The organism is Microbacterium sp. NPDC077644, from assembly GCF_040702785.1.
GTDB lineage: Bacteria > Actinomycetota > Actinomycetes > Actinomycetales > Microbacteriaceae > Microbacterium.
In genome coordinates, this window is the sequence record NZ_JBFBME010000002.1 from 268,489 (window position 1) to 293,205 (window position 24,717).

A 24,717-nucleotide genomic window follows, 5' to 3' on the forward strand; every position below is an offset into this window, starting at 1 on the left:
GTTGCCGGGCGCGGGGCGGGCGGACACTCTATGCTGTTTGCCGTGGCGGGGGGACCGAAGGCGACAGGCGACGGCCAGGCCGCGCCCTCTGCCGGAGCGGATGCTGCGTCGCCCTCTGCGGAAGCGGATGCCAGGGCCAAGGTGCTCGGGTGGGCACGGCGCAGCATCGACCTCATCCCGACCGGATGGTTGATCACCGGCGCCGGGGCCGTCCTCCTGGCGGCGACGGCGATGTTCGGCGGCCTCGAGGCCGTCGCCGCCCCACCGACCCCAGAGCTCTCGGTCGGCGAGACGTTCGCCGGATCGGACTTCGAGATGACCGTGATCGGAGTCGAGCTCAGCGACGAACGGGGCCAGGCGCTGGTGTTCCCCGACGAGGAAGCCGGCGAACGCGTCCTCATCGTCACGGTCGACGTCGTCAACACCTTCTCATCACCGCGCAACTCCACGGATCAGTCCGAATCGTCGCCGGTGATCACCGGCATCCGCATTCAGGGCCTCGACGAGGCTCCGGCGATCTCGCGGGCCGACGACGGCACGGGCTCGCCGGTCCTGCAGCCCGACGTCCCGGCACGTCTGCTGCTGGCCTGGCTGGTCGGGCCGGGTGATTTCCACGACAGAGACGAGATCGTGCTGACGCTGCCGGACTCGACGCACCGCGTCGGCGAGAGCCTGTTCCGCGGCGACTACTGGGATGACGTGCACGTCGGGGCGCGTGTGACGGCGACCGTCGAAGAGGTGAGCACCCCGTGAAGAAGCACATCCTCGTCTGGTCGCTCACCGCCGCGCTCCTGGCGGGCGCATGGCTGGTCTCGAAGGCCACGCTCGACGACGACGCCCCGACCTCGCCGTTCGTGACGACGGCCCGGGTCGGCGAGCAGGCGACGACGCGCAATCTCGCCGTCACCGTGCACGACGTGCGCCTGGCGAACCGTGTGACGGATGCCGCCGGATGGTCGGCGCAGGGCACCTGGCTCGTGATCGATCTGGATGCCGCGACCGTGCTGACGCAGGAATCCGGGCTCCTGTCGTTCGCCCGCCTCACCGTCGGCGAGCGCACCTTCAGCGCGACCGATCGAGGCAGCACCTTCGCCGACCAGCGCCTGGTCACCGGGGTCCCGCGCACCGGGAGCCTCGCGTTCGAGCTCGCCGATGATGTGATGGGCGGTCAGGCCACGCTGAGCCTTGCCGTGGGCACCGCCGGCGGCGACGTCATCGCGGACGGCGTGATCGAGGTCCCGATCGACCTCGGCGACCTTCCGATCGAGGCCGAGGCGACGCTGGTGGAATCCGGGTGGGCGGACTGATGACGATCCCTCCGCTGCCCTCGGCGCAGCCCTCGACCGAGAACGAGACGCCCGCCGACGGCGAGGGCGTGCAGCCGGCGCCGAAGCGGTCGTGGTGGCGGAGCAACCTCGTCGCCCTGGTGGCGCTCGTCATCCTGCTGCCCGCCACGGCGGCGACGGTCGGATACCAGGAGTGGTACCAGTACTTCGGGTTCGGCGCTCGCGCGGTCACCGCCGTCATGGTGCCCGATGACGAGTCGGTCGAGCGCCTCGGCGCGACCTGGGGCCCGTTGCGCGGCGGCGAGGTGCAGGACCTCTCCGGGCTCGACGTGCCGGAGGGCACGAGACTGCTCGGCGTCGCCGTCCCCGTCGACGCGAGCACGGAGGGCATCGCCTGCGAGACCCCGAAGCTCGTCGAGCAGTCGACCGGTCGTGAGTGGCGACCGGTGCGGCTGGAGATCGGGCTGCTGTCGAGTTCCGACGAACCGGAGAGATGCCTGAGTGCGGAGAGCGGCGAGTACGAGATGATCGTGCCCTTCGTCGTGCCGGACGACGCGGAGGGCCCGTTCTGGGTCGATGTGTTCCTCTACGACTCCGGCGGCGAGTTCCTCAGGTTCTCATTCGAGCCCTGACCGCTGATCGTGTCCCGCGGCGGAGCGGAGACGACGGCTGCGGCGACAGCATCCACGGAGGAGGGCAGGAGCCCTGCCGCGTCGGCGACGGCCCGCATCTCGGCCTCGGCCGGCGTCGTCGCCGTGTCGGACTCGGTGCGCTCGCTCTGCTTGCGCCTGAGGCGCCCGAGCGTCGCATCGTAGGCGCCGCTGATGACGCTGAGGCGCAGCGGCTCGATGAGCAGCATCGGTGCCAGGGAGACAAGCGGCATCGCGACGCCCCAGAAGACGAAGTCCTGCGGACCGATGAGGCGGGTGACCCCGAAGGCCAGGAACGACTCCAGGGCCTTCACCGCCACGTAGACCAGCGCGTAGGAGGCGACGAGCTGGGGGCCGGCGCGCCACATGAGGAGCAGGGCCCGCCCGATCGGCCGGAACCTGGCGCCGAGCTCGTCGCCGAGGTCGCGCAGCCGGCGCACGAGAGGGTTCGGGATCGACTTGGTGTGCTGGCGGAAGCGCGAGATCAGATCGCTCTCGACGCGCAGCTTCTCGGCCACGATCGCCTGACCGAAGACGACACCGGCGATGGTCAGCCAGGCGAGCGGGGCGAGCAGCACCGGGCCCGCCTCGGTGATCACCCACCCGACGGCATCCCAGAGCCAGCGCAGCGGTGCGACGGCATCCAGCACCTGCTCGCGCACCGACTCGAGGAACACCATCGCAGCACGGCTGTCGACCCATGCCTTGACGGCGTCGACGATGTCGCCGATCACCATGACCGAGAAGAACACCCAGACGACTTCGAAGTAGACGGCCACCGGCGAGAGCCAACGGGCGATCTTGTCCGACCACTTCGACCACGCCCACCGGCCGGCGAACGCCACGACGATGATCGTGATCGTCCACACGTTCAGCGGCAGATTGAGCACCGTGTCAGCGGCGCTCACCGGCTCATCGCCACCGAAGATCGCGACCGCGACGATATCGCTGCGGACCGCGAGGGCGCGGGCGGAGTAGGCGCGCACGTCCTCGCCGAGCAGGCCCTGCGCCCAGTAGACCGCGAAGAACGGCAGGATGCCGGCGAGCAGGGCCGTGAGGAAGGTGCGGCGGCGCTCCGCGGCCGACTCCGGGAGCGGGGCGATCTCCTGGAGGTTGCGCAGCCCGTCGCGGAGGACGAGGAACATCGCGACGAGGCTGACCAGCCGGGCGAGGATCGCGAGCGGCAGCACGAGGAAGCCGAGTGTGGCCGACGATGCGCCGATGGTTCCGGCGATCTCGGTGATCACGTAGTGGACGAGGATCCCTGCCAGATACCAGGCGACGAGAGCGGGCCAGTGCCGCCACAGCACGCGACCGGTCGTCGCGAGGATCGTCAGCACGGCGGTGCGGATGCGGTCATCGCCGTCACGAGGCGAAGGGGAGCCAGAGGAAGGTCGCGACGAGCAGCAGGATGCCGGTGAGCGCGGCGAGCGCCGACAGCACGATCGCGATGATCCCGAAGAGCCTGCCGCGGGGCGTGCGCAGGGCGAGGATACCGAGCACGATGCCCGCGACGGCGAGGATCAGGCCCAGGATCGGCACCCAGCCGAGGACGAAGGCGACGATGCCGACCACGAGTGCGGTGATCGCGAGGCCTCCGATGCCAGGGCCCTGGTTGATCGGCGCGGGCGGGTACGGCGACGGCCCGGTGTAGCCGGGGTACTGCTCGGACATGCTGCCGGGCGCACCTGCCATGTTCGCGGGGCCGGTGGCCCCCGGATAGGCGACGGGGGCGATGGGGTCGGGGTAGTCGGGTGTTCCGTACTTCTCGGGGTCGGGGTTCATCCGCTCGTCAGACATCCTGTGCTCCCTCATCGCCTGCCTGTGCGCTCGACACTAATGGGTCGGCGGCCAGGTCACCAGGTGCCCGGCGTCAGTTCCAGACGCTGGGGGCCTCGGCACGGGTCGGCGGGAGCGCCGTGGCGGCGGCCCACTCGTGCATCCACTCGTCGATCTCGGGAATGCCGTCGGGGCGCCCGACCGCGGCGAACAGCTCTTCGTGCGAGAGGGTGCCGCCCGAGCGCTTGAGCATGCGGCTGCGGATGATCGCGCGCGCGTACACCTCGCCGTCGACGACCGCGCGATGCTCGAGGTAGATCGCCTTGTCGTCGTGACCGATCATGCGGGACTCGACGTCGAACCGCTGCCAGAGCTCGAGCGACTTGCGGAACGTGATCGTCTCCGCCGACACGACCGCATACCAGTCGTTGCGCTTCATCACGTCCAGCATCCCCGTGCGGACGAGAAGATCCCAGCGACCGAGATCGAACAGCGACAGGTAGCGGCCGTTGTTCATGTGCCGGAGGATGTCGAGGTCGGTGGGGAGGGTCGTCACGCGGATGCGGCTGATCTCCGACGGCGCGATGCGTCCTTCGCGGCGGAGTCTGCGGCGCGCGCGCCACATCACGAGCAGGGTTCGCCAGATCACGTTCACGAGATCAGATCGTAGCCAGCGCCGCACGATGCGCCGATCCGTTTGTCGGGTTCGCACAGACGACTCCCCCGATTTCCCGTTCTCGCCGGGCCCGCGTAGAGTCGCGGCATGAGCGCCGAAGCCCAGCCTGAAGTCATTGTCCGTCCGGTCCGTGATGTGGATGCGGAGGCCCTGGGTCGCGTGCACGCGAAGTGCTGGCACGAGACCTACGACCACCTGATCAGCAAGGCTGCGCTCGAGCGGGTCTCTCCCCGCCGCATGGCCGAACTCTGGACGCACTGGGCCTCGCAGGGCGACGACTTCACGATGCGCGCCGCACTCGTCGACGGCGAGATCGTCGGCTTCGTCGGCTCGGGTCCTGCCCGCGACAAGGATGCTCCCGCGTTCCGCGAGCTGTACTTCATCTACCTGCTGCACGAGTGGCACTCCACCGGCCTCGGCCAGAAGCTGTTCGACGCGGCTGTCGAGAAGGATGCTCCGCTGTACCTGTGGGTCGCCGAGGACAACCCCCGCGCGCACCGCTTCTACGAGCGCAACGGCTTCCACCTCGACGGCGCGACGCACACCGAGCCGTTCCTCGGCGAGACGCTGACCGAAGTCCGCTTCGTCCGTCCCTGACACCTCGACAGACCCCGTCTTCGATACCTCGACAGACCCCGTCTTCGCGACGAGACCCCGTCCTGCTGACGTCGGCAGGACGGGGTCTCGTCGATAACGCGAGGTCTGTGCGCGGTCAGCGGCTGCTGACGCTGCCGAAGAGCCTCGCGATCGGTGCGAGCACGAGTGGCCTGGCGGCGACCCATGCTGCGGCGATGACGACGAGGGATGCGACGAAGAACCAGAACCCGGTCCAGTTGCCGGCGTAGGCGTTCGGGTCGACCGAGCCCTGCGCGGCGTACATGTGGTTGAGGTTCCGCAGCGCACCGGTCGCGAACACGAGGAACACGTGGATCGCGATGAACACGACGAAGTAGAGCATGACCGGGAAGTGCACGGCGCGCGCCCACTCGATCGGGTACGCCTTGCTGAGCTTCTCGGCGTTCTTCGGCCACATCCCGCTCATCCGGAATCCGGTGACGGCGGCCAGAGGCGCCGCGATGAAGATCGTCGTGCCGTAGGCGAGCTGCTGCAGGGAGTTGTAGTTGACCCAGCCGTTCTCGGTGGGCCAGTCCAGCGACACATACTGCAATGCGGCCGAGATCGCGTTGGGGATGACCTCCCAGCTGGTGGGGATCACCCGCATCCACTGCCCGGACACGAACAGCAGGATCACGAACACGATGCCGTTGAGCAGCCAGAGGATGTCGAGGGACTGGTGGAACCAGATCGTCAGGCTGACCTTGCCCTTGGGGTTGTTCTTCGGGGTCCAGAACGCAGTCGGACGCTTCTCCGTTCGGATGCGCAGACCCGACCGGATGATCAGCACCATGAGGAACACGTTGAGGAAGTGCTGCCAGCCCAGCCAGCCGGGGAACCCGACCGGGGCGCCCTCGGGCAGGTGGTACTCGCCGGGGAAGGTCGCGACGAAGTCCTGCAGGGCGCCGAAGCTCAGCAGCCAGCGCACGAGCAGCACGGCCATCGCTGCGGCACCCAGGAGCGCGGCCCCACAGACGATCACGGCACCGGCCCACTGGGCCTTGGTGAACGGTCCGATGCGCTCGGGCTCCGGCTTCGGCGCGGGGCGCTCGAACGCGGTCGCACCCGGGAACACGGTCTGCTGGAACGGCAGGGGCGTCGAGACGTCTACCGTCGCGACAGCGGTGGATGCCGGAGCATCTGCCGGGTCGTTGAGCGAAGGCTGCGCAGCAGCCGGAGACGACCCTTCGACAGCTGAGCCTGTCGAAGCGTCAGGGACCGGCTGAGCGAGCGAATGCGAGTCGAAGCCATCCACGACGACAACGGCGGCAGTGCCCGCAGGTGGCCAAGGCTCGCCGCCGGGCGTGCGCGGCAGGCCCCGGCGGAGGGCTGCGCCACCGGATGCTGCAACTGGGGACGCGGTTTCGACTCGCTCCGCTCGCTCAACCCGTTTCGTCTCGCCTTCGGCTCGCTCAACGCCCCGCACGGGATCGCTCGCGGGAGCGGAGGGACTCGCCACAGGAACAGTCGACGCGGCGGCGACAGGAGCGGCATCCGCAGGGGGCCACGGCTCCCCGCCCGGCGTGCGCGGGAGCCCGCGTCGCAGGGCCGCTCCCCCCGCGGACTTCTCCTGCGGGTCGTTGAGCGGAGGCGACGCCGTCGCCGCAGACGACCCTTCGACAGGCTCAGGGGCCGGCTGAGCGAGCGTCAGCGAGTCGAAGCCGTCTTCAGCCGCAGGAGCCTCCGTCGGAGCATCCGCCACCGGAGCCTTAGTCGCCGGCGCAGCAGTCGCAACATCCGCCACGGGCGCAGCAGTCGCAGTATCCCCCACCTCGACGTCCCCGGCCGGGGGCCAGGGGTCGCCGCCTGCGACGCGCGGCAGACCGCGTCGGAGCATCCGCGTGCCCATGGTTACTTCTTCCGCGCTTCGAGGGCCTCGACGACCTGCGGGACGATGGTGAAGAGGTCGCCGACGATGCCGAAGTCGGCGATGTCGAAGATCGGGGCCTCACCGTCTTTGTTGATGGCGACGATCGTCTTCGCGGTCTGCATGCCGGCACGGTGCTGGATCGCGCCCGAGATGCCGACCGCGACATACAACTGCGGCGACACCGAGACACCGGTCTGACCGACCTGGTGCGCGTAGGGGATGTATCCGGCGTCCACGGCCGCGCGCGATGCGCCGATCGCAGCGCCCAGGGCGTCGGCGAGCTGCTCGACGAGCACGAACTGCTCCTTCGACCCCAGCCCGCGGCCGCCCGAGACGACCTTCGCCGCTCCGCGCAGCTCGGGACGCGACGACTCGACCTCGACGACCTCGACCGCGCCGGCCTTCGCCGCGACCGCACCGGATGCCGCCACCTCGAGCGCCTCGACGGCAGGCTGCGCGACAGCTTCCGCACGGTGGTCCACCGCGCCCTGACGGACCGTGATCACCGGGGTGCCGAACGTCGGCGCCGAGTCGACGAGGTACGCGCCGCCGTACACCGAGTGGTGCGCGACGATGCCCTCGTCGTCACGGGAGACGCCGATCGCATCGACCGAGACGGCGAGCTTCTCTCGCACGGCCAGGCGGCCGGCGACATCGCGGCCGGTGATCGAGTTCGAGATCAGGACGGCGTCGGGCTGCACCTGCTTGTACGCGGCCTGAACGGCGTCGACCAGCGGAACCGTGAGCGTCTCGGTGTCCACGGATGCCGTCAGCACGACGGATGCACCGGCGGCGGCCGCGGCATCCACCGCGTTCTGCGCCCCACCGGGAACGAGCGCGACCGGGGAGCCGATCTGGGACGCGGCGCCGATCAGCGCCGCCGTCGACGAGGCAGCCTCGCCTGCGGGGGTCACATCGACGAGGACGAGGATCGAATCTGCGGGATACGACATGCTCACACCAGCCTGTTCTGCACGAGGAACTCGACCAGCTGCGCGCCGGCATCGCCCTCATCGGTGATCTTCACACCCGCCGCACGCGGGGGCTTCTCGGAAACAGTCGTCATGATCGTGCGGGGAGCGGCGGAAGGGTCAGCGGAGACGCCGAGGTCGTCCAGCGACAGCACCTCGAGGGGCTTCTTCTTCGCAGCCATGATGCCCTTGAAGTTCGGGAAACGCGCATCCGGCAGAGCCTCGGTGATCGAGATCACCGCCGGGAACGGCACAGTGACCGACTGGTTGCCGTCATCCGCGGCGCGCGTTCCGGAAACGCCGTCCGAGGTGATCTCGACCGCGTTCAGCGCCGTCGCCTGCGCGAAACCCAGGTGCTCGGCGAGCATCGCCGGGATCATGCCGCCCGAGCCGTCCGTCGACAGGTTGCCGGTGATCACGAGGTCGGGCTCGGCGCGGCGGATCGCCGCGGCCAGCGCCTCAGCCGTCAGACCCAGATCCGCGCCGGTGAGCTCTGCGTCCACGACATGCACCGCCGACGCCGCACCGATCGCGAGCGCACGGCGGATGGATGCCGTCGAAGACTCCGGAGCCATCGCGAGCGCCACGACCTCGGTGCCGTCGTTCTTGTCGGCGTAGCTCAGCGCGACCTCGAGGGCACGCTCGGTGATCTCGTCCAGAACGACATCCCCGGCCGCACGATCGGCCAGACCGGTCTCCAGATTCAGCTTGCGGTCACCATAGGTGTCGGGCACCTCTTTGACCAGGACGAAGATCTTCATCGAATGCTCCTCACGACTGAGTCGAGTCTAACCGCGGAAGGGTGTGGAATCGAGTGTCATAAACCATGATACTCAGATTCAGAAGAGGTTCTCAGTGGAGGCTGTGCGCACCCGATACCGTAGACCCATGGCCCGTCCCCGTCCGCTCCCGATCGATCCGCTCGCCGAGGCGAAGCGGCAGTGGCTCGCGCACGGCTGGACGGATGCCGCCGACGGCATGACCGCCGTCATCTCGGTGATGCGTGCGCAGCAGCTGCTGCTGGCTCGGGTGGATGCCGCGCTCAAGCCGTTCCGCCTGTCGTTCGCGCGGTATGAAGTGCTGCGCCTGCTGGCGTTCAGCCGCGCGGGACGCCTTCCGCTGTCGAGCGTCGTCTCGCGCCTCCAGGTGCATGCGACGACCGTCACGAGCACGGCGGAGCGTCTGGTGCGCGACGAGCTCGTCGTGCGCGAGCCGCATCCGCACGACGGCCGCGCCGCGATGCTCGCGCTGACCGATTCCGGTCGCAACCTCGTGGAGCGCGCCACGGCTGCCCTGAACAGCCAGGTCTTCACCAATCCGGGCCTCAGCGACGAGGACACGGCGGACCTCGTCGCGATCGTGGCACGCATGCGCCGGGATGCCGGGGACTTCACCGCGCCCCGCCCGACGCCCGACCCGCTCTGAGCCGCCTCGCCCATACAGATGTCGGTCCGGATCACGGGTGTCGGCACGGAACCGCCGATTTTGACCGACGACTGTATTCCGCACTGACGTGTGTCGATCGCGATTGATCGAGGAGCGCAACGACCACCTCACGAGGGAAGTCGAGTCGGCGTAGCCTGTCGCGCATGAGTGAACTGCATCTGAGCACCACCCTCGAGCCCCGCGGTCCCGCCGCAGCGATCGTCCTCACCGACGAGCAGGTCGCGTCACTCGGCGCCGGCAAAGCCTTCCCCGTCGTCGTGGACTTCGGCGATCGCAGCATCCGCCTGCGCCTGGCGCGCATGGGCGGCGAGAACATGATCGGGTTCAGCAAGGCCGCGCGCGCCGAGGTCGGCGTCGCGCCCGGCGACACGATCGACGTGACGATCCGGGTGGATGCCGAGGAGCGCGTCGTCGAGGTCCCGCCCGCGCTGGCCGACGCGCTGGATGCCGATCCCGGCGCCCGAGCCGCTTTCGACGTCCTCGCACCGTCGAAGCGCAAGGAGATGGCGCGCCAGATCGCCGAGGCGAAGCAGGACGAGACCCGTCAGCGCCGCTTGGAGAAGGTGCTCGACGCGCTGCGCGAGTGACCACCGTTACAGCGCGGGCCGGACGTCGGTCTCGCTGAAGTCGTCTCCGACGAACAACAGCGACTCCCCTGAACTCACGGCGAGCGCGTATGCGAAGCAGTCTCCGTAGTTGAGTCGCGCGGCGTGACCACTTTCTCGCCCGTACCGGCGGTACGCATCACGTGCGATTCGCGCCTGGTCGGCTGTCACCGGCGCGACAGAGATCTGGGCCAACGACATCAGCTCGTCGAACTCCCGTTGCGTGACGATGGACCGGTTGTCGACGACGATCCCGGCCTCGACCCAGTTCGCGGCAGAGATCCGGCATTCCTCCGCCAGGAGCCGGTCGATGCATTCGGCTGCCTTCGGTTCGCCCTGCATGACCGCGAGCAGGGCGGAGCTGTCGACGATCATCGGGGAAGGCCCGTCTGCTCGTCGTACAGGTCCTCTACGCGCACGATGCCTCGGGCTGGCGTGCGCTCCTCGCGTCGGAAGCGCGCACCCATCGCCAGCATCCGTTCAGCACGCGCGGCACGATCCGCCTCGCGCGGGTCGCTCCCTCGTTCGCGAAGCAGCGCCTCGAGCGCCTGCTCGATTGCGCTCGTCTGCGAGCCGCCCGTCAGCCGCGCGGCCTCGCGGGCCAGCTCATGCACACGCTCGTTCTTGATGTTGAGCCCCATGGAACCATGGTACCTCTACAAGAATCTACCTTCTACCCTGGTACGAGGGTCACCGGCCGGTGCGAACGTCACCGGTTCGTGAAGTTCGGCGCCCGCTTCTCGCGGAAGGCGGACATGCCCTCCTTCTGGTCCGCGGTGTCGAAGAGCTCCGCGAACGTCTGCTTCTCGTGCGCGAGTCCGTCGGCGAGGGTCGTCTCCATCGCGGCATCCAGCGCGGCCTTCGCCGCGTAGACCGACGGCAGACTCTTCGACGCGATCGTCTCGGCGAGCGCGGTCGCCTCATCGAGCAGATCGGATGCCGGCACCACCCGTGAGACGAGTCCGGCTCGCTCCGCCTCCTCGGCGCCCATCATCCGTCCGGACAGGATGAGCTCCGCCGCCTTGTAGTACCCGACGGCGCGAATGAGCCGCTGCGTGCCCCCCATGCCGGGGATCACACCGAGGTTGATCTCGGGTTGGCCGAACTTCGCGGTGTCGGCGGCGAGGATGATGTCGCACATCATCGCCAGCTCGCATCCGCCGCCGAGGGCGAATCCGCTGACCGCGGCGATCACAGGAGTCTTCACGGCCGCGAAGTCGCCCCACGCCCCGAAGTGGTCGGTGGAGAGCATGTCGGATGCCGACATCCCCTCCATCTCCTTGATGTCGGCCCCGGCGGCGAACGCCTTCTCCGATCCGGTGACGACGATCGCGCCGACGCCCTCGTCCCCGTCGAAGGCCGTGGCGGCGGCCGTCACCTCGTCGGCGATCTGTCCGTTCAGAGCGTTCAGCGCCTGCGGGCGGTTCAGGGTGATCCATCCCACGCGTCCACGCTGCTCGACAAGGATCGTCTCGTACTCGGTCATCGGCTTCCTCTCCATCGGGGTCGTGTTCAGTCTGCCGGATGCCGGTCAGACCCGCCCGTCGCGGATGTCGGTGATGATGCCCGAGAAGTCGCGGCCCGCGCCGTCGCCTGCGGCGAACGCCGCGTACAGCTCCTGCGCCAGCCGCCCCATCTTCGCGTCGGTCGACGTCTGCTCGATCGCCTGCAGCGCGAGGCCGAGGTCCTTCGCCATCAGTGCCCCCGCGAATCCCGGCTGATAGTCGCGGTTCGCCGGGCTCGTCGGCACCGGACCCGGCACCGGGCAGTTCGTCGTCAGCGCCCAGCACTGACCCGACGCGTTCGCGGCGACGTCGTACAGAGCGTCGTGCGAGAGCCCCAGCCGCTCCCCGAGAACGAACGCCTCGCCCACCACGATCTGCGACACCGCGAGGATCATGTTGTTGCACACCTTGGCCGCCTGGCCGAGCCCCGGGCCGCCGCAGTGCACGATGCGCTTGCCCATCGCCTCGAGCAGCGGGCGCGCCACCTCGAAGTCCTCGTCGGATGCGCCGACCATGAACGCCAGCGTCCCGTTCTCCGCACCGACCACGCCGCCCGACACGGGGGCGTCGACGTTTCGGTGACCGGCCTCCACAGCGAGAGAGTGCGCGGCGCGCGCCTCATCCACGGCGATCGTCGACGACTCGATGAACAGCGTCCCCGGCGCGACCGCCTCGAGCAGCCCGCCCTGATACGCCTCGAGCACGTGCCTGCCGGCCGGGAACATCGTGACGACGACATCCGCGCCGGACGCGGCATCCGGCCCAGACGAAGCGACGACCAGGCCGGCATCGGCAGCCGCGGCGCGCGCAGCATCCATGACGTCGAACGCGACGACGTCGTGACCGGCCTTGACCAGATTCCGGGCCATCGGCAGCCCCATGTGGCCGAGCCCCAGGAAGGCGATGCGGGTCATGATGCGCTCCTCACCGGCTCGCTCGCGACGCTGCGCATGGACGCGGAACCCGCAGGGCGAAGCATCTCGCGGCCCACGATGAGCCGCATGATCTCGTTCGTGCCCTCCAGGATCTGGTGGACCCGCAGGTCGCGGACGACCTTCTCGATCCCGTAGTCCTGAAGGTAGCCGTACCCGCCGTGCAGCTGAAGGGCACGGTTGGCGACGTCGAATCCGGCATCCGTCGCGAAGCGCTTGGCCATGGCGCAGCGCATCGTGGCATCCGGCGCCTTCTCGTCCACGGCCTGTGCGCCGTCCCTGACCATCAGCCGCGCGGCCTGCAGTTCGGTGCGCATGTCGGCGACGGCGAACAGGATCGACTGCTTCTCGGCCAGCGGCTCACCGAACGCGACCCGCTCGTGCACGTACTGCACGGCGCGGTCGAGCGCCCATTGCGCGCCGCCGAGCGAGCAGGCGGCGATGTTGAGGCGGCCGCCGTTGAGAGCCGACATCGCGATCGCGAATCCGGTTCCCTCGTCGCCGAGCATCGCGGATGCCGGAACACGGACGCCGTCGAAGATCACCTGACGGGTGGGCTGGGCGTGCCAGCCCATCTTCTTCTCGAGCGCGCCGAAGCTCAGGCCCTCGGCGTCGCCGGGAACGAGGAAGGCGCTGACGCCGCGAGCGCCGCTGCCGGCGTCGCCGGTGCGCGCCATGACGACGTAGACCGCCGCCTCCCCCGCGCCCGAGATGAACTGCTTGACGCCGGTGAGCACGAACTCGTCGCCGTCGCGTACGGCGCTCGTCGCGATCGCCGCGGCATCAGATCCGGCACCGGGCTCGGTCAGGCAATAACTGCCGAACCCGTCCATGGCGGTGAGCTCGGGCAGCCAGCGGCTCTGCTGGGCGTCGTCGCCGTAGGTGTCGATGATCCAGGCGACCATGTTGTGGATGGAGATGTACGACGCGACGGCGGGGTCGCCTTTCGCGAGCTCCTCGAAGATCGCGACGGTGTCGACCCGGGAGAGCCCGGTGCCGCCGTTCTCCTCGCGGACGTAGATGCCGCCCAGGCCCAGCTCGCCGCCGCGGTGCAACGACTCCCGCGGGAACAGGTGCTTCTCGTCGCGCTCGCCCGAGAACGGGGCGAGTTCGGTCTCGGCGTATTCACGCACAGCGCCGAGGATGGCCTCGCGCTCCTCGGCGGTCGTGGTGGTGATCATCGTCATGGTGCATCCTTGTGGGGCTCAGTGCATGGTCGGGATGACGAAGCTGGCGCCGTCACGGGTGTCATGAGACAGCCAGCGGCTCGTCACCGTCTTGGTCTTGGTGTAGAAGCGGAAGGCGTCGGCGCCGTGCTGGTTGAGGTCTCCGAAGCCGGACTTCTTCCAGCCGCCGAACGTGAAGTAGGCGATCGGCACGGGGATCGGCACGTTGACACCGACCATGCCGACGTTCACGCGAGCGGTGAAATCACGGGCGGCATCGCCGTCGCGGGTGAAGATCGCGACGCCGTTGCCGAATTCGTGATCGGATGCCATCGCGAGCGCCTCTTCGTAGTCGTTCGCCCTGGCGATCACGAGCACGGGCCCGAAGATCTCCTCGCGGTAGATCGACATGTCGGTGGTGACGTGGTCGAACAGGGTCGGGCCGAGGTAGAAGCCCTCCTCGTGGCCTTCGACGGAGAAGCCCCGACCGTCGGCGAGGAGGGTGGCGCCGGCATCCACGCCCTGCTGGATGTAGTCCTCGACGCGCTCGACCGCGGCGCGGCTGACCAGCGGCCCGTAGTCGACGCCTTCAGCGAGCGACGGGCCCACCGTGAGCTGCGCGACCCGCTCGGTGAGCTTGGCGGCGAGCGCATCAGCGGTCTCCTTGCCGACCGGGACGGCGACCGAGATCGCCATGCACCGCTCACCCGCCGAGCCGTAGCCGGATCCGATGAGCGCGTCGACGGCTTGGTCGAGGTCGGCGTCGGGCATGACGATCATGTGGTTCTTCGCACCGCCGAAGCACTGCGCGCGCTTGCCGTGTGCGGCGGCGGTCTCGTAGATGTACTGCGCGATGGGTGTGGATCCGACGAAGCCGACGGCCTTGACGCGGTCGTCGGTGAGCAGTGTGTCGACGGCCTCCTTGTCGCCGTGGACGACGTTGAGGATGCCTTCGGGCAGTCCCGCCTCGAGGAACAGCTCGGCCAGGCGCACCGGCACCGATGGGTCGCGCTCACTGGGCTTGAGGATGAAGGCGTTGCCGGCGGCGAGCGCGGGCCCTGCCTTCCACAGCGGGATCATGGCGGGGAAGTTGAATGGCGTGATGCCGGCGACGACGCCGAGCGGCTGGCGCATCGAATAGACGTCGATGCCCGTCCCCACCTGCGTGGAGTATTCGCCCTTGAGCAGATGCGGTGCACCGATGCAGACCTCGATGACCTCGAGACCGCGCTGGATGTCGCCCTTGGCGTCGTCGAAGGTCTTGCCGTGCTCGCTGGAGAGAAGCTTGGCCAGTTCGCCCATGTCACGGTTCACGAGATCGACGAAGCGCATGAGGACCCGAGCGCGCTTCTGCGCGTTGGTAGCGGCCCATTCCGGCTGCGCGGCCTCGGCGTTCTCGATCACACGGCGGACCTCGTCGGAGGATGCCAGCGGCACCCGCGCCTGGACGGCTCCCGTGCTCGGGTCGAAGACGTCGCTGAAGCGACCCGATTCCGGGGTGATGAGCGATCCGCCTACGAGATGCGGGATTGTACGAGTCATTGTGCACTGTCCCTTCACGCCGTCGTTGGCGTGATGAACAGATTACTCCGCCACCCGGATAATTACGAGGATGTCCTTGTATATCGGCGCTCTGAGTTGGTCACCCGGTGCGCACCAGATCGTTTCAGTGGGCGTCGAACACGCCGCGACGGCGGGTGGCGTACAGGACTCCTCCCGCCACGAGCAGCAGCACGGCGCCGAGCGCCCAGCCCCATGGCGCCTGGGCCCCCGTGGTGGCGAGCTCGCCCGCGCGGACGACCGTGATCGAGCCCTCGAGCGGCGTCAGCGATCCCGATTCGATCACGAGCGTGTGCTCGCCGAGCGCGAAGTCGACGGGGATCACGACCTCGAAGCTCACGCGCCCTGACGCGTCGGCTGCGGGGATGCCGGAGATCTCCAGCGGGTCGCTGTGCAACGTCGCCGTGATCTTCTGCCCGGGCTCGAGGCCGGTCACGGTCGCCGTGAAGGAGCCGCCCTGCTCGACCCGCTCGGCCGACAGTGAGAGCGTGCCCCACGCGTCGGAGTCATCGCCGTCGCCGCTGCCGTCACCATCACCGTTTCCGTCGCCATCACCGTCGCCGTCGCCATCGCCCGGGCCGGTGGGCGGCGTCTTCCGGTCGTCGACCAGGACGGCCACGGAGCGCGCCGGCACCGACACGGTGCCCGTCGCCGATTCCCACGTCGTCGAGGCCACGACCTCATCCACGCCGTCCGCCTGAGCGGCGGTCAGCTCGAAGTCGCGACCGGCGAGGCCGGCCACGGTCTCGGTGACCGCGTCGGGCGAGGCGTTGAAGACGACGAGAGCTCCGTCGAGTGCGGGATCGGCATCCTTGCCGACGAGATCGTCGATCTGCATCACGATCACGCCGGGGGTGGCGTCGGCGCCGCTGTTCGGGAAGGTGACCTTCTGCTCGATCAGGTCGGCCGAGCCCAGACGCAGCAGAGACACCTCCTGACGCACCTTCAGCAGTTCGAGCGCCTGCGCCTCGGCCGAGGCGATGTCCGCCGCGCCGGGCTTGAGGTCGGCGTTCGACAGGAGCGGCTCCATGATCGACCACTTCTCTTGGTTGTCTGCCGCCGTCGGCAGTCCGGAGCCGAATGTCGACTCCTGGCCCGTCCAGTCGATGCGGTTGAACCAGTCGCCGGAGTTGTAGCTGTTGCGATCGAGCGACTTCGAACGCAGCAGCTCGGTTCCGGCGTGCCAGAACGACGGCGACTGCGAGAGCGCGACGGTCGCCAGCGACAGCGTGTTCATGCGCACGCGGTCCTCCATCGACGTGTCGACGGGCAGCTTGAGCACGGACAGGTCGTACAGCGTCTCGTTGTCGTGCGCGTCGACGTAGTTGATCACCTCGTCGGGCTCGTCGGCGTAGCCGGCCGGGGCACCGCGATAGTCGATGTCCTCTCCGGCCGTCACCTCGCCGTCGCTGGTGACGAACGAGAAGTCGCGCAGGTTGCCCGCGAGCCCGAGCTTCACAAGATCGGTCTGGTGCCCGAGATCGGCGAGAGCCTCCTCGGTCGTCCCGTTGATCGCGTTGCCGTTGGGGTCGGTGCCCAGCCCCGTGCCGAAGCCCTGCTGGAACGTCGACGCGCCGTCGACCGGGCTGCCGCCGTGCACGGCATCGCGCAGCCGGTCGTTGAACGTGCCGATCCCCGTACCGCCGAGCTGCCCCTGCGTGGCCTGCTCGAACAGAGCGTTGTCGGCGACCTCGCCGAAGTTCCAGCCCTCGCCGTACAGGTAGATCGCCCGGCCGTCGACACCGTCCTTCTTGAGGGTCAGCTCGTCGAGCGCATCGCGGATCGCCTGCATGTTGGCGGTCGAGTGGTGCCCCATCAGGTCGAAGCGGAACCCGTCGACCTTGTAGTCGCGCGCCCAGGTCACGATCGAGTCGACCATGAGCTTCTGCGCAGCCAGGTGCTCGGTGGCGACGTTCTGGCAGCACGTCGACGTCTCGACCGAACCGGCGGCGTTCAGCCGGTGGTAGTACCCGGGCACCACCTGATCGAGCACCGAGCGCTCGCCCTGACCCGACTCCGCCGTGTGGTTGAAGACCTGGTCGAGCACGACCTGCAGGCCCATGCCGTGCAGCGCACCGACCATCGAACGGAACTCGCTCACGCGTGCACCGCCGTCGGCGTCGACCGCGTACGAGCCCTCGGGAGTCGAGAAGTGGTACGGGTCGTAGCCCCAGTTGAAGCCGTCGTCGTCTGCGACGGCCTGGATGCACGCCTGCTGCGCGTCGTCGGCAGGACCGTAGGACGCCAGATCGCAGTCCGGCACGGCCTGCGCCTCGCGGTCCTCCTCGATCGTGGCGATGTCGAACGATGGCAGCAGGTGCACCGTGTTGATGCCGGCGTCGGCCAGCTCGCGCAGCTGCGCGGTGCCGGCGCTGTCGCGCGTGAACGCGAGGTACGTGCCGCGCTCGGTCTCGGGGACGCTGTCGTCGCCGATCGAGAAGTCACGGATGTGCAGCTCGTAGATCGCTCGATCGACCGGACGCTCGACGACGGGTGCCGCGGTCGTCCGCCACTGCTTCGGCTGCCACTCCTCGTCGGCCAGATCGACGGCGACCGAGCGCTCCGAGTTGAGCGTGAGTGCCACCGAGTAGGGGTCGGTGACCACGTTCGTCTCGATCGCACCGGTGGAGGGAGCGTAGACGCGGACCTCCCAGGCGTACTCGTCGCCCGCGAGCCCCGCAGCGCCCGCGACCTCCCACACGCCGGTCGCGTCATCGCGCTCGGCGTCGTGACGCACCGGCTCGTCGTCGGAGCCGGCATCCCACGTGATTAGCGTCGCCTGCTGCGCGGTCGGAGCCCAGACGCGGAACGCGGGCGCCTTGCCGGAGAAGTCGACTCCGAGTTCGGCCGCGTCGAGCGCATCCGCGTAGAGATCGTCGAGGACGCCGGCGATCTGAACGCCAGTGACGGCCGTCAGCGCGCCCGATTTGTCGCGCTGGGCGACGGCGAGCTGCGTGCGCAGCCGTTCCGCGGCATCCGCGTCGTCGACGCGGAGCACGAGGTAGCCCTCGAGCGCAGAGAAGCGCTCGAGCTGCTCCGACGTGAGTCCGCCATCCACGACCGAGAGGGCGATGGGGTCGCCTCCCTCGACCTCGTCGTCGACGACCGCGACCGACGCGTCATCGGACGAGTACAGCTCGTACGATGCGCGGTCGATCGTACCGAGGGTCGCCGGCCACGCGATGGTGGTCTCGTCGATCCACTGCGCACGCAGCTGTCCTGCTCCCGGCAGCGGCGGGTCGTCGCTGGAGATCTCGAGGACATGCGTCTGGAGCGTGTACCGGAAGGTCGTGACCTTGCCCTCGGCCGCGCTGAACGAGATGTTCGCGCCGTCGCGGACGCCGTCGACGCCGTAGTTCTCGGCCCAGCTCAGGCCGTGCGCGACCTTGAGCTCGTACGCGCCCGTCGGGAGCTCGGAGGTGCTGAACTCGTAGACGCCGTCGTGGTCGCCGTCGGCCATGAGCGTGCCGAGGCAGTCGGGCATCCAGTCGCCGGAGCAGCCCAGCTCATCCTGGAGCGAGCCGGGGAGCGTCACGACGGGGCCCTCGGCGGTCGACTGCACGATGTTCGTGCGCGGGTCGAAGTAGAACGTGATCGGACCGCCGTCGTGGCTGATCGCGATGTTGGGGCCGTCGAGCACGCCGTTCGCACCGTAGTTGACGGCCCAGCTGCCGTTCACGGCAGCCTTGTACTCGTAGTCGCCCGCGGGCAGGTCGAAGGTGCCGGCCCACACGCCGTCGGCGCGCAGCGTCAGCTTGGCCTTCTCGCACGCGGGATCCCAGTCGCCCGCGCAGCCCATCTCGGAGTTCAGGCTGCCCGACACCGTGACCATGTCGATCGGCGACTCCGGCTCCTCGCCGACCTCGAGCGTGACCGCGTTGCCGACCGAGGCGAACGTCGATGCGGCGGCGTGATCGCCGGCGGCATCGGTCGTGATCGCGCGGTACTCGACGAGCGTGCCCTTCGCGAGCCCGCGGACGTCGTGGAAGACCCGGGGCTCGGTGTTCTCCGCCGTGCCGAGCGCGTGCCACTCGTCGGAACCGACGACGCGCCACGCGAAGCTCGTCTGCGCCCACTGGTCGGCGATGTCGGCCTGCACGGCGGACTGCCCCGAGATGCCGGCGCCCGCGGCCGGTGCGCTCACCGACAGGGCGGCCGCCTCTTCGGGAGCCGTGACGGTCGCGCCGGCCTTCCAGACCACCGCCGAGCGGGCCGGGACCGTGATGGAGGTCGCGGCCCCGGCATCCGTCGTGATCGGCGAACCGTCGCCGTAGACCACGGCGTACGACGCTCCCGCCGTGAGGGTCGTGAGGTCGACCGTCTGCGCGGTCGCGGCGTTGTTCACCGCGACGAGGTACTCGACCTTCTCGTCGGCGTCGACGCGCGAGAACGCGTACACGCCCGCGCCGGATGCCGCGTACCGCTCGATCTGGGCGCCGTCGCTGAGCGCCGGGGTCTCCGAGCGGAGCGCCGAGAGCTCGGCGATGTGACGGTACAGCGCGGCATCCGTGTCGTAGCGATCGACCGAGCCGGCGTTCTCTCCGGTCACCAGCGGCTGGTTCGCGTACTCGGCCACCTGCGTCGCGAACAGCGTCTGGCGGGCGTCCTTGTCGCCGCCCGTGCCGGCGAAGCCCTGCTCGTCGCCGTAGTACACGACCGGCTGGCCGCGGGTGAGGAACATCAGCTCGTGGGCGAGCTCGTCGCGCTCGAGAGGCGCGTCGGTGGACCGCAGGAATGAGCCCACGCGACCCATGTCGTGGTTGCCGAGGAAGGTCGGCAGCGCCGTCGCCGAGGAATCCGGCGTGGTATAGCGGTCGTCTCCGGCGAAGAGCGTCTGCAGGCCTTTGGCCGAGTTGCCCGAGGCGTAGCTCACCGCCGACGACTGGAAGGTGAAGTCGAGCACGGAGTTCATGTCGGTGTCGCGCACGTAGGGGGCGAGCTTGACGGGATCGGCGTCGTACACCTCGCCGAACATGAAGAAGTCGTCCTTGCCCTGGCCGTGGGCGTAGTCGAGGACGGCGGTCGTCCACTTCTGCCAGAACTCGAAGTTCACGTGCTTGACCGTGTCGATGCGGAAGCCGTCGATGCCGAGGTCGATCCACTGGTTGTACACCTGCACGAAGCCGTTCACGACGGTCGGATGCTCGGTCATGAGGTCGTCGAGGCCGTCGAAGTCCCCGTAGGTGACCGACTCGCCCGACCACGTGGAGTTTCCGCGGTTGTGGTAGAGCGTGGGGTCGTTCAGCCAGGCGGGAACCTTGACGTCGGCCTCGGCGTCGGAGACGACCGGGGTGTACGGGAAGCTCGTCGCGCGGTCGAGGGTCGGGAAGCCGTCGGTGCCGGCGTACTCGGCCGGGTCGAACGCCTCGCCGTCGGCGTCCGTGTAGGGGCTCGTCGCCTGGTCGATGTAGCCGTACTCGCCCTCTTCGTAGTCGATGACGTCGGCGGTGTGGTTGGTGATGATGTCGAAGTAGACCTTGATGCCGCGGTCGTGCGCCTCGGCGATCAGCGCCTCGAGCTCCTCGTTCGTGCCGAGGTGCGGGTCGATGCGGGTGAAGTCGGTGATCCAGTAGCCGTGGTAGCCCGCTGAGGCGTCCGCGCCCTCGCCCTGCACGGGCTTGTTCGCGAAGCTCGGGGTGAGCCAGATCGCCGTCGTGCCCAGACCCTCGATGTAGTCGAGGTTGTCGCGCAGACCTGCGATGTCACCGCCCTGGTAGAAGCCCTTGTCGGTCGGGTCGAGCCCCGTCACGAGGCGGTCGCCCGTCAGCCCGCCGGTGTCGTTCGACGCGTCGCCGTTCGCGAAGCGGTCGGTCATGACGAAGTAGAACTGCTCCCCCGCACCGGCCTGACGCACCGGGTCGGCGATCAGATCCTCGTCGTCGGCGGTGTAGGCGCCGCGCAGATCGACGACCTCCACGCCGACCCGCTTGAGGTTGTCGTCGAACGTGAAGCGCAGCGTCGCCGGCCCCGCGATCGTGAGCGGGATGTTGTCGGCGCCGCCGTCGAGGCCGTATGCCTCATCCCACGCGTCGTTGATCGCGACCTTGTACTCGTATGTGCCTGCGGGCACCTCGAACTCGGTGGAGTAGATGCCCTCGGCCCCGGTCGGGGCGAGCTCGCTCTCGGCGCAGTCGGGTGCCCAGTCGGCGGTGCAGCCGAGCTCGGACTGCAGGTCGCCGACCAGCGCGACCGTGCGGTCGGCGGCGGATGCCGGCGCCGGGGCGAGGGCGAGGGCGGCGAGCGCCGAGACCGCAAGAGCTGTCGCGGTCAGGAAAGCGGCAGGGCGTACGGCGGTCGGCTTCGACACTGGGGCTCCGTGGGGGATCGGCGGCAGGCACGACGACGTGCGTGGAAGTGAAAGTACCAGCATCCGACGCCGATGTGCAAGCGTTTTCAGAGAGATGGCTGAATGCGCACGACCCAGGTGCTCCCCGCCGTTCAGGCGCGGTTCACCCGCACGTCACCCGGAACGCGTACAACTGCTGGTGCGCGGGACGACTCAGACCGGATCGGGTAGTCAGAAGCTTTCCGCGCCTCGGTGAGCTCGGCTCCCGAAAAGGCCCCCGCCGAATCGGGTCGGCGGGGGTCTTGCCTCCCCACCGCGTTCAAGTAGCGCAAATGACCCGATCTCCGCGTTGAATCGGGTCATTTGCGTTACCTGAACAGACGAGGGGCTGTGGATAACGCCGTCACCGAGGTCAGCGAACGTGCCAACCTGCAGCGATGGGACGACGAACCCCGCTGCCGACGGAACTTCCAACCGCGTTCTCCACCGCGCTCGCGCGAGGACATGGCACCAGTCGCTCGCGCTTGAACGGGAGCGACTTGGATGCGCCGTTCCACGGCGTCCGCATCCGGACGGAGCCACCCACCGAGTCCGAGTCCGCATCCGACGATCCGTACGAGCGGCAAAGGCGCGGGCGAATCTCTCGTGCACGCCAGTACGCACCGCGGCTGCACACAGGACACGTCTTCAGCCACGAGACGGCGGCCGCGATCTGGGGCGCGCCGCTGCCTCTCGTCTTCGATTCGTTCGGCCGGATCGCCGAAGCGGAGGATCTCGAACTGCACGTGTGCGCCGTCGGCCCCGCGCCCGTACCGCGAGCCGCGGGGGTAACCCGGCACAAGACATATGCAAGTCTCACAGTTCCGGACGAACACGATGGTCTGCGCGTGCCCTCACCGGCGGCCACATGGGTGCAACTCGGCCGCCTCGCGCTCAAGGACATCGTCGCCGCGGGCGACTACTTCTGCCGCAAGTGGCGTCCGGGGTACGGGCGGCCGAATGCGGGAAAGCCACCCCTCGCCGAGATCGACGAACTGCGGACCCTGTTGGAGGCAGGACGTCGGCGGGGCGCAGCCCGGCTGCGGACGGCTCTCGACCTGATCCGCGAGGACTCGTGGTCGCCGAGGGAAAGCGCTGTGCGCATCATCCTTGTGGCCGCGGGCCTCCCGGAGCCGCGTCTGAACATCGACGTCTTCGACGACGACGGCCGCTTCCTCGGTTGCGTCGACATGGCCTACCCCGAGCGCAAGATCGCAATCGAATACCTGGGGATGCTGCACGGCGAGAGCTGGGCAAGAGACGTGGAGCGCATCGCCCGGTTGCGCGCCGCCGGCTGGAACGTTCTCGAGGTCACGTCGCCGCTCCTGAAGCATCCCGATGAGTTGGTCCGACGCGTGACCGCGGCCCTGGCTGCGTTCAAGTAACGCAAATGACCGCATCCACGGCGCGGATCGGGTCATTTGCGTTACTTGAACGGGTTCAGAGCCGCTCGAGAATGAGAGCGTTGGCCATGCCGCCGCCCTCGCACATCGTCTGCAGACCGTAGCGACCACCCGTCGCATCGAGGTGGTCGATCAGGGTGCCCAGCAGCCGTGTCCCGGAGGACCCGAGCGCGTGGCCGAGGGCGATCGCCCCGCCGCGCGGATTGAGCTTGGACGGGTCCGCTCCGAGCTCGGCCGCCCAGGCCAGCGGCACCGAGGCGAACGCCTCGTTGACCTCGTAGGCGTCGAGGTCGTCGATGCCGAGCCCCGCGCGCTCCAGCACGCGCCACGTCGCGGGGATGGGACCGGTGAGCATGAACATCGGGTCGTCACCGACCACGTCGAACGCGCGGAAGCGAGCGCGAGGGGCGAGACCCAGTGCGTTCGCACGTTCTGCGCTCATCATCAGAGCGGCGGACGCGCCGTCGGTGAGCGGTGAGGAGTTGCCGGGCGTGATGCGCCAGTCGAGTTCGGGGAAGCGCTCGGCCAGCGCGTCGGTGCGGAAGGATGCCGGGAGCCCGGCGAGCTTCAGGGCCGTCGTGCCCGCGCGAACGGTCTCATCGAGGCGCGCTTCAGGAGCCTCGGGGACGGGGACGACCGTGCGATCGAAGAACCCGTCCTCCCATGCCTGGGCTGCCCGGCGGTGCGACTCGGCGGCGAACGCATCCAGCTCCTCTCGCCCGAGGTCCCACTTCTGGGCGATGAGCTCGGCGCTCACGCCTTGGTTCACGAGGCCGTGCGGGTAGCGCGTCCGCATCCGCGGCGACATCGGCGATGCGTCCCCGAGCGAGGAGCCGAGCGGGATGCGACTCATCGATTCCACTCCCCCGACGACCACGATGTCGTAGGCACCGGCGGCGATGCCCTGTGCGGCGAAGTGCACGGCCTGCTGACTCGATCCGCACTGGCGATCGATCGTCGTCGCCGGGACCTGCTCGTCGAAGCCTGCCGCGAGCACCGCCTGCCGCGCGATGTTCATCGCCTGCTCGCCGACCTGGCTGACGCAGCCGAGCAGCACGTCGTCGATCTGCGCCGACTCGAGGCCGTTGCGTTCCAGGAGCGTCTGCAGGACCCCGGCGGCGAGGTCGACGGGGTGCACGCCCGACAACGTCCCGCCCTGCTTGCCCCGGCCCACGGGTGTGCGGATGACGTCGACGATCACGGCTTCATTGCTCATGCCTTCGATTGTGCCTCGGCTGCGCCCCAGCCGGGGCCGCCCCCGCTCATCTACACTCGTATCCGGCCATCCGCCGCCCCGTTACGCTCAGACCCGAGCAGCAGCATCCTGAGGACCCACCTTGTCCGAGCCCGTCACCGTCTCCATCCGCCGCGAAGTCGACCCCGAGCGCATCCCCGAGGCCACCGCCTGGGTGCAGACCGGCGTCAACCTCGCCAACCGCCACCCGGGATTCCTCGGGTCCGGCTGGGTGCGCGAAGGCGCGGACTCCCGCGTCTGGCACATGCTCTACCGATTCGCGACGGACGAAGATCTCGAGCAGTGGGAGCGCTCGCCTGAGCGCGCAGGGTGGCTCTCGATGGGCGAGGGCTTCGTGCTCAGCGAACGCGTCGAGCGGCGCACCGGGATCGAGGGATGGTTCGACGAGCCGACGACCGGGACGATCACGATTCCCGACCCGGACACCGGAGGCACGACGACCGTCGCGGTCGTGCACACACCGCCGCGGTGGAAGCAGGCCGTCTCGATCTGGCTGGGGTTCTTCCCGGTGAACCTCGCGTTCAACTATGCCATCGCACCCGTCCCCGGCTGGGATCAGCTGCCGATCTGGCTGCGCGCGCTCACCACCACGGTCGTGCTCACCCCGATCATGACGTACGGGGTGCTGCCGTGGGTGACGCGGATGCTGCGCGGGTGGCTCGGGCGCTGAGCC

Annotated in this window: 22 protein-coding genes; 8 read left to right on the top strand and 14 right to left on the bottom strand. The window is 69.0% G+C overall.

The window, feature by feature from the left end; genetic code table 11:
• Positions 1–42: 42 nt before the first annotated feature.
• The 3 genes from AB0269_RS08185 to AB0269_RS08195 are packed head-to-tail and all read left to right on the top strand — an operon-like array spanning position 43 to position 1,918.
• Positions 43–753 carry a hypothetical protein gene (locus AB0269_RS08185; RefSeq protein ID WP_366210715.1) on the top strand — a complete coding sequence of 237 codons (711 nt, stop codon included), beginning with the start codon at positions 43–45 and terminating at the stop codon, positions 751–753.
• Complete coding sequence (locus AB0269_RS08190; protein ID WP_366210716.1) at positions 750–1,307, top strand: hypothetical protein; 558 nt, start codon at positions 750–752, stop codon at positions 1,305–1,307. Before AB0269_RS08185 ends, AB0269_RS08190 begins: the two co-directional genes overlap by 4 nt.
• On the top strand, positions 1,307–1,918 hold the full coding sequence (locus AB0269_RS08195; RefSeq protein WP_366210717.1) for a hypothetical protein: 612 nt from the start codon (positions 1,307–1,309) through the stop codon (positions 1,916–1,918). Before AB0269_RS08190 ends, AB0269_RS08195 begins: the two co-directional genes overlap by 1 nt.
• Here AB0269_RS08195 and AB0269_RS08200 read toward each other — a convergent pair.
• From AB0269_RS08200 to AB0269_RS08210, 3 genes are all read right to left on the bottom strand, one after another.
• Entirely contained in the window at positions 1,873–3,276 is a 1,404-nt protein-coding gene (locus AB0269_RS08200; RefSeq protein WP_366210718.1) for a hypothetical protein, read from the bottom strand. The two genes, AB0269_RS08195 and AB0269_RS08200, sit on opposite strands and share 46 nt — an antisense overlap.
• Before the next feature lie 25 nt (positions 3,277–3,301).
• A complete protein-coding gene (locus tag AB0269_RS08205) occupies positions 3,302–3,736 on the bottom strand; it encodes a DUF4190 domain-containing protein (RefSeq protein WP_366210719.1) in 435 nt (144 codons plus the stop codon).
• A gap of 73 nt (positions 3,737–3,809) precedes the next feature.
• Complete coding sequence (locus tag AB0269_RS08210; protein WP_366210720.1) at positions 3,810–4,370, bottom strand: acyl-CoA thioesterase; 561 nt, start codon at positions 4,368–4,370, stop codon at positions 3,810–3,812.
• 108 nt (positions 4,371–4,478) lie between these two features.
• On the opposite strand from AB0269_RS08210, the gene AB0269_RS08215 reads away from it, so the two are divergent.
• On the top strand, positions 4,479–4,988 hold the full coding sequence (locus AB0269_RS08215; protein ID WP_366210721.1) for a GNAT family N-acetyltransferase: 510 nt from the start codon (positions 4,479–4,481) through the stop codon (positions 4,986–4,988).
• 115 nt (positions 4,989–5,103) lie between these two features.
• On the opposite strand, the gene AB0269_RS08220 is transcribed toward AB0269_RS08215, so the two are convergent.
• From AB0269_RS08220 to AB0269_RS08230, 3 genes are read right to left on the bottom strand one after another with little or no spacing between them, the layout of a single operon-like run.
• Entirely contained in the window at positions 5,104–6,855 is a 1,752-nt protein-coding gene (locus tag AB0269_RS08220) for a cytochrome b/b6 domain-containing protein (RefSeq protein WP_366210722.1), read from the bottom strand.
• A gap of 2 nt (positions 6,856–6,857) precedes the next feature.
• The gene (locus AB0269_RS08225) at positions 6,858–7,829 is read right to left on the bottom strand and encodes an electron transfer flavoprotein subunit alpha/FixB family protein (protein ID WP_366210723.1); all 972 of its coding nucleotides are present in this window, start codon (positions 7,827–7,829) and stop codon (positions 6,858–6,860) included.
• 2 nt (positions 7,830–7,831) lie between these two features.
• On the bottom strand, positions 7,832–8,608 hold the full coding sequence (locus tag AB0269_RS08230; RefSeq protein WP_366210724.1) for an electron transfer flavoprotein subunit beta/FixA family protein: 777 nt from the start codon (positions 8,606–8,608) through the stop codon (positions 7,832–7,834).
• Between the two features lie 127 nt (positions 8,609–8,735).
• On the opposite strand from AB0269_RS08230, the gene AB0269_RS08235 reads away from it, so the two are divergent.
• On the top strand, positions 8,736–9,272 hold the full coding sequence (locus AB0269_RS08235; RefSeq protein WP_366210725.1) for a MarR family transcriptional regulator: 537 nt from the start codon (positions 8,736–8,738) through the stop codon (positions 9,270–9,272).
• Between the two features lie 164 nt (positions 9,273–9,436).
• Positions 9,437–9,880, top strand: coding sequence for a YdeI/OmpD-associated family protein (locus AB0269_RS08240; protein WP_366210726.1), 444 nt, complete (start codon positions 9,437–9,439; stop codon positions 9,878–9,880).
• 6 nt (positions 9,881–9,886) lie between these two features.
• On the opposite strand, the gene AB0269_RS08245 is transcribed toward AB0269_RS08240, so the two are convergent.
• From AB0269_RS08245 to pulA, 7 genes are all read right to left on the bottom strand, one after another.
• Positions 9,887–10,273 carry a type II toxin-antitoxin system VapC family toxin gene (locus AB0269_RS08245; protein WP_366210727.1) on the bottom strand — a complete coding sequence of 129 codons (387 nt, stop codon included), beginning with the start codon at positions 10,271–10,273 and terminating at the stop codon, positions 9,887–9,889.
• Positions 10,270–10,539 carry a type II toxin-antitoxin system VapB family antitoxin gene (locus tag AB0269_RS08250; RefSeq protein ID WP_366210728.1) on the bottom strand — a complete coding sequence of 90 codons (270 nt, stop codon included), beginning with the start codon at positions 10,537–10,539 and terminating at the stop codon, positions 10,270–10,272. The genes AB0269_RS08245 and AB0269_RS08250 overlap by 4 nt, the downstream gene beginning before the upstream one ends.
• A 68-nt stretch (positions 10,540–10,607) precedes the next feature.
• Entirely contained in the window at positions 10,608–11,384 is a 777-nt protein-coding gene (locus AB0269_RS08255; protein ID WP_366210729.1) for an enoyl-CoA hydratase, read from the bottom strand.
• A gap of 45 nt (positions 11,385–11,429) precedes the next feature.
• Positions 11,430–12,317 (bottom strand): 3-hydroxyisobutyrate dehydrogenase, encoded by an 888-nt coding sequence (gene mmsB / locus AB0269_RS08260; RefSeq protein ID WP_366210730.1) that lies wholly within the window; start codon positions 12,315–12,317, stop codon positions 11,430–11,432.
• Entirely contained in the window at positions 12,314–13,522 is a 1,209-nt protein-coding gene (locus tag AB0269_RS08265; RefSeq protein ID WP_366210731.1) for an acyl-CoA dehydrogenase family protein, read from the bottom strand. The genes mmsB and AB0269_RS08265 overlap by 4 nt, the downstream gene beginning before the upstream one ends.
• 18 nt (positions 13,523–13,540) lie before the next feature.
• Positions 13,541–15,043, bottom strand: coding sequence for a CoA-acylating methylmalonate-semialdehyde dehydrogenase (locus tag AB0269_RS08270; protein WP_366210732.1), 1,503 nt, complete (start codon positions 15,041–15,043; stop codon positions 13,541–13,543).
• 124 nt (positions 15,044–15,167) lie between these two features.
• Positions 15,168–21,368, bottom strand: coding sequence for a pullulanase-type alpha-1,6-glucosidase (gene pulA, locus AB0269_RS08275; RefSeq protein ID WP_366210733.1), 6,201 nt, complete (start codon positions 21,366–21,368; stop codon positions 15,168–15,170).
• Positions 21,369–21,871: 503 nt separating this feature from the next.
• Here pulA and AB0269_RS08280 point away from each other — a divergent pair.
• Positions 21,872–22,771 (top strand): hypothetical protein, encoded by a 900-nt coding sequence (locus tag AB0269_RS08280; RefSeq protein WP_366210734.1) that lies wholly within the window; start codon positions 21,872–21,874, stop codon positions 22,769–22,771.
• A 55-nt stretch (positions 22,772–22,826) separates the two neighbouring features.
• Here the strand turns inward: AB0269_RS08280 and AB0269_RS08285 are convergent, their stop codons facing one another.
• A complete protein-coding gene (locus tag AB0269_RS08285) occupies positions 22,827–24,005 on the bottom strand; it encodes a thiolase family protein (protein WP_366210735.1) in 1,179 nt (392 codons plus the stop codon).
• A gap of 121 nt (positions 24,006–24,126) precedes the next feature.
• Here AB0269_RS08285 and AB0269_RS08290 point away from each other — a divergent pair, with 121 nt between their 5' ends.
• A complete protein-coding gene (locus tag AB0269_RS08290; RefSeq protein WP_366210736.1) occupies positions 24,127–24,714 on the top strand; it encodes an antibiotic biosynthesis monooxygenase in 588 nt (195 codons plus the stop codon).
• Positions 24,715–24,717: the final 3 nt, after the last annotated feature.

Excerpts from the sequence above, each read along its gene's own strand:
- AB0269_RS08225 (WP_366210723.1), bottom strand. The coding sequence starts at position 7,829 with ATGTCGTATCCCGCAGATTCGATCCTCGTCCTCGTCGATGTGACCCCC.
- AB0269_RS08230 (WP_366210724.1), bottom strand. The coding sequence starts at position 8,608 with ATGAAGATCTTCGTCCTGGTCAAAGAGGTGCCCGACACCTATGGTGAC.
- AB0269_RS08255 (WP_366210729.1), bottom strand. The coding sequence starts at position 11,384 with ATGACCGAGTACGAGACGATCCTTGTCGAGCAGCGTGGACGCGTGGGA.
- AB0269_RS08220 (WP_366210722.1), bottom strand. The coding sequence starts at position 6,855 with ATGGGCACGCGGATGCTCCGACGCGGTCTGCCGCGCGTCGCAGGCGGC.
- AB0269_RS08195 (WP_366210717.1), top strand. The coding sequence starts at position 1,307 with ATGACGATCCCTCCGCTGCCCTCGGCGCAGCCCTCGACCGAGAACGAG.
- AB0269_RS08235 (WP_366210725.1), top strand. The coding sequence starts at position 8,736 with ATGGCCCGTCCCCGTCCGCTCCCGATCGATCCGCTCGCCGAGGCGAAG.
- mmsB (WP_366210730.1), bottom strand. The coding sequence starts at position 12,317 with ATGACCCGCATCGCCTTCCTGGGGCTCGGCCACATGGGGCTGCCGATG.
- AB0269_RS08205 (WP_366210719.1), bottom strand. The coding sequence starts at position 3,736 with ATGTCTGACGAGCGGATGAACCCCGACCCCGAGAAGTACGGAACACCC.
- AB0269_RS08245 (WP_366210727.1), bottom strand. The coding sequence starts at position 10,273 with ATGATCGTCGACAGCTCCGCCCTGCTCGCGGTCATGCAGGGCGAACCG.
- AB0269_RS08250 (WP_366210728.1), bottom strand. The coding sequence starts at position 10,539 with ATGGGGCTCAACATCAAGAACGAGCGTGTGCATGAGCTGGCCCGCGAG.
- AB0269_RS08240 (WP_366210726.1), top strand. The coding sequence starts at position 9,437 with ATGAGTGAACTGCATCTGAGCACCACCCTCGAGCCCCGCGGTCCCGCC.
- AB0269_RS08285 (WP_366210735.1), bottom strand. The coding sequence starts at position 24,005 with ATGAGCAATGAAGCCGTGATCGTCGACGTCATCCGCACACCCGTGGGC.
- AB0269_RS08270 (WP_366210732.1), bottom strand. The coding sequence starts at position 15,043 with ATGACTCGTACAATCCCGCATCTCGTAGGCGGATCGCTCATCACCCCG.
- AB0269_RS08265 (WP_366210731.1), bottom strand. The coding sequence starts at position 13,522 with ATGACGATGATCACCACCACGACCGCCGAGGAGCGCGAGGCCATCCTC.
- AB0269_RS08215 (WP_366210721.1), top strand. The coding sequence starts at position 4,479 with ATGAGCGCCGAAGCCCAGCCTGAAGTCATTGTCCGTCCGGTCCGTGAT.